Here is a 3,331-nt window from a genome sequence, read left to right as displayed (position 1 = left end):
ACGATCGGCGTGCCGAGGGAGGGGTTGGTGGCGGTCCGCCCGCCATTTTTGCGCGACAGCCTGAGTGCTGCCGCCATGAAGCGGCGATCAAGACCCTCTTGTTCGGCTTGGCTGCGCCCGGGCCCTGCCATGCTCAGCCGGCGTCCTCTTCCTTGAGCTCGTCACCTTTGAGCTCACCCAGCACCTCGTGAAAATCCTTGGCCTCGCGGAAATTGCGATAGACCGAGGCAAAGCGCACATAGGCGACGTCGTCGAGCGATTTCAGCGCCTCCATCACCAGGCGGCCGACCTCGCCCGAGGCGACCTCGGTCTCGCCCGAACTTTCGAGCTGGCGCACGATGCCGGTCACCGCGCGGTCGATGCGCTCGGGATCGACATTGCGCTTGCGCACCGCGATCTCGACCGAGCGCAGCAGCTTGTCGCGGTCGAACGGCACCTTGCGTCCGGACTTCTTCACCACCACGAGGTCGCGCAACTGCACACGCTCGAAGGTGGTGAAGCGGCCGCCGCAATCGGGGCAGACGCGCCGCCTGCGGATCGCCGCGCCGTCTTCGGCGGGGCGCGAATCCTTCACCTGCGTATCTTCGGACTGGCAGTAGGGACAGCGCATGGACAGCCTTGTGTTCGCGATTCTTGTGGAGCGAAAGGCTTAGAGGTTTTTGCCGCGATGGCAAAGTATCGGGGTGGCCTCTCGCGCCTCAGAGATAGCGAGGCGCGAGGAAAATTGCCAGCATCATACCAGACGGCAACACCGGCCGATTACGGCGCGACGTCGACGGTTGGGAATCCACATGACACGCCGAGACTGCGATAGGCCTTTGTGAAGCCGTCCATCGATACCGTCGCGACCGGTGTGTCGGCGAAGATCACATCGAGTGCGCTGGCGCGGCGCATGGCACGCAGCAGCGCCAGGCTGATCTCGATCTTGTTGTTCATCATCCATCGTCCGCCGGCAAGGGCATTGACGGTCCCCTTGATGTTGCCGTTGCTGTCGCCGAACACCGCAGGAATGTTCTCGCCAGTCGGCAAGTCCTTGTTCCTCATGGCGATGACAAGGGTTGGATAGCCATCGGGCGGCAGTGCATCACCATTCGAGATGGCGAGCGTGAGGGTGCCGCTGGCACCGCTCGCGTCGAGAAAGGCGGTCGAGGCGACACAGGTCTTGCGCAGATCCTCACCGGTATCGATCTCGTCCACAGTGGTGGACCACTTGCCGAAGGTTTCGGTCTTCGGTGCGGCTGGGGTGGGCGCAGACTGTGCCAAAGCAGACAGCGGCAAGGTGGTCAGTGTCGCCAACACGGCAAGCGCGGCAAAGCCAGCGACACGGAAAATCTGCATCATCACCAAGGCTCCTGTCCGGACTCCGTCCCCACTGAAACAGTGCTCCGGCTGATAAGGGACGACACTTTGCGTGAGCTCAACCGAGATAGGGATAGAGCGGAAAACGATTCGTCAGCGCGGCCACCTTCGCCTTCACCGCTGCCTCGACGGCTGCATTGCCCTCGTCGGAATTCGCGGCCTTGAGCCCGTCCAGCACCTCGGCGATCAGCTTGCCGATCTCGCGGAACTCGGCCTGGCCGAAACCGCGCGTGGTGCCGGCCGGCGTGCCGAGCCGCACGCCCGAGGTGACGAACGGCTTTTCGGGATCGAAAGGGATGCCGTTCTTGTTGCAGGTGATGTTGGCGCGGCCAAGCGCTGCCTCGGCGCGTTTGCCGGTGGCGTTCTTCGGGCGCAGGTCGACCAGCATCAGATGGTTGTCGGTGCCGCCGGAGACGATGTCGAGACCGGTTTCCTGCAGGCTGGAGGCAAGCGCCTTGGCATTGGCGGCAACGCTCTCGGCGTAGAGTTTGAAGCTTGGCTTCAGCGCTTCGCCGAAGGCCACCGCCTTGGCGGCGATGACATGCATCAGCGGGCCACCCTGCAGGCCCGGAAACACGGCCGAATTCATCTTCTTGGCGATATCCTCGTCGTTGCACAGGATCATGCCGCCACGCGGGCCGCGCAGCGACTTGTGCGTGGTGGTGGTCACCACATGGGCATAGGGCAGCGGCGACGGATGCACGCCACCGGCGACCAGGCCGGCAATATGGGCCATGTCGACCATCAGATAGGCGCCGATCGAGTCGGCGATCTCGCGAAAGCGCTTCCAGTCCCAGACGCGCGAATAGGCGGTGCCGCCGGCCAGGATCAGCTTCGGCTTGGTCTCGTGGGCGGTCTTCTCGATCGCATCCATGTCGAGCAGATGATCGTCCCTGCGCACGCCGTAGGAAACGACCTTGAACCATTTGCCGCTCACATTGACCGGCGAGCCATGGGTCAGATGCCCGCCCGAGTTCAGGTCGAGACCCATGAAGGTATCACCGGGCTGCAGCAGCGCCAGGAACACCGCCTGGTTCATCTGGCTACCGGAATTCGGTTGGACGTTGGCGAAGTTACAGCCGAACAGCTTTTTCGCACGCTCGATGGCTAGTTCCTCGGCCACGTCGACGAACTGGCAGCCGCCATAGTAGCGCTTGCCCGGATAGCCCTCGGCGTATTTGTTGGTCATGATCGACCCCTGCGCTTCCAGCACGGCGCGGGAGACAATGTTTTCCGATGCGATCAGCTCGATCTCGTGGCGCTGGCGGCCGAGTTCGTTGCGGATCGCGCCGAAAATCTCCGGGTCGGCATCGGCAAGCGTGGTTTCGAAGAAGGATTCGAATTTGTTCGACACTGCCGCTGCTGTTGCCATCCTTGAGATCCTTGTTGTCCGGGGGTCTGCCGCGCCATTAACACAGTTGATTTCGCCCCGCCACGTTTGCGGCGCGAAATTTGCTGGTCGGATTGCGGCAGCCAGGCCAAAGAGCCACCTATTTTCTTGCCTGCCGGCCGTTCAGCAACGCCTCGGTGAGCGTGATCTCGGTCAGCAGCGCCTGCTTCGTATGGTCGTTGATCTCACGGCTGCGAAACATGGCGAGCACCGCGCCTTGAGCGCGTGGCGACTTGCATGGCTCTATACCGAACGGCGCTTTCCGGACCCGGCGCGAAGCGCGCCCTCCAGCCGGATACAAAAGGCCGCCCTCACCGGCGGCCTTTCAGCAAAAAGATCAGTCGCTTAGAGCGCAGAGGTGATTTGCAGCTCGTTGGCTCCGTCGAGCCCGTAGATGTCGTCGCGGAACTGCACGACGCCAGGCCCCGTCGACCAGGCCGAGATGTAAAGGAAATAGACCGGCACCGGATTGGTGACCTGCACCGGGATGTTCTCGCCACTCTTGATCGCCGACTCGAAATACTGGCGGTTCCAGCCCGGCGTGTCGCGCAGGATCCAGGTGACGAGGTCGCGCACGTTCTG

General features: G+C 62.9%; 3 protein-coding genes and 2 pseudogenes. All 5 read right to left on the bottom strand.

The genetic code is table 11. From position 1 onward, the window contains the following. Positions 1 to 131: pseudogene (locus tag EOA85_RS39495) on the bottom strand (riboflavin biosynthesis protein RibD); the annotation flags it as partial. Between the two features lie 2 nt (positions 132 to 133). Then, the gene (gene nrdR / locus EOA85_RS30825; RefSeq protein WP_065008049.1) at positions 134 to 610 is read right to left on the bottom strand and encodes a transcriptional regulator NrdR; all 477 of its coding nucleotides are present in this window, start codon (positions 608 to 610) and stop codon (positions 134 to 136) included. Positions 611 to 759: 149 nt separating this feature from the next. Then, positions 760 to 1,341 carry a hypothetical protein gene (locus EOA85_RS30820; RefSeq protein ID WP_245486162.1) on the bottom strand — a complete coding sequence of 194 codons (582 nt, stop codon included), beginning with the start codon at positions 1,339 to 1,341 and terminating at the stop codon, positions 760 to 762. A gap of 76 nt (positions 1,342 to 1,417) precedes the next feature. Beyond that, positions 1,418 to 2,731, bottom strand: a complete 1,314-nt coding sequence (gene glyA, locus EOA85_RS30815) for a serine hydroxymethyltransferase (RefSeq protein ID WP_127212249.1) — start codon at positions 2,729 to 2,731, stop codon at positions 1,418 to 1,420. A gap of 363 nt (positions 2,732 to 3,094) precedes the next feature. Next, positions 3,095 to 3,331 (bottom strand): annotated as a pseudogene (locus EOA85_RS30805) (murein L,D-transpeptidase); the annotation flags it as partial.

Origin of the sequence: Mesorhizobium sp. M5C.F.Ca.IN.020.29.1.1 (assembly GCF_003997375.1) — a bacterium.
GTDB lineage: Bacteria > Pseudomonadota > Alphaproteobacteria > Rhizobiales > Rhizobiaceae > Mesorhizobium > Mesorhizobium wenxiniae.
The sequence above is the reverse complement of the archived record's forward strand: the minus strand, read 5'-3'. Positions and strand labels throughout refer to the sequence as shown.

Bases quoted from the DNA above. Each gene is read 5' to 3' on its own strand.
- nrdR (WP_065008049.1), bottom strand. From the start codon at position 610: ATGCGCTGTCCCTACTGCCAGTCCGAAGATACGCAGGTGAAGGATTCG.
- EOA85_RS30820 (WP_245486162.1), bottom strand. From the start codon at position 1,341: ATGATGCAGATTTTCCGTGTCGCTGGCTTTGCCGCGCTTGCCGTGTTG.
- glyA (WP_127212249.1), bottom strand. From the start codon at position 2,731: ATGGCAACAGCAGCGGCAGTGTCGAACAAATTCGAATCCTTCTTCGAA.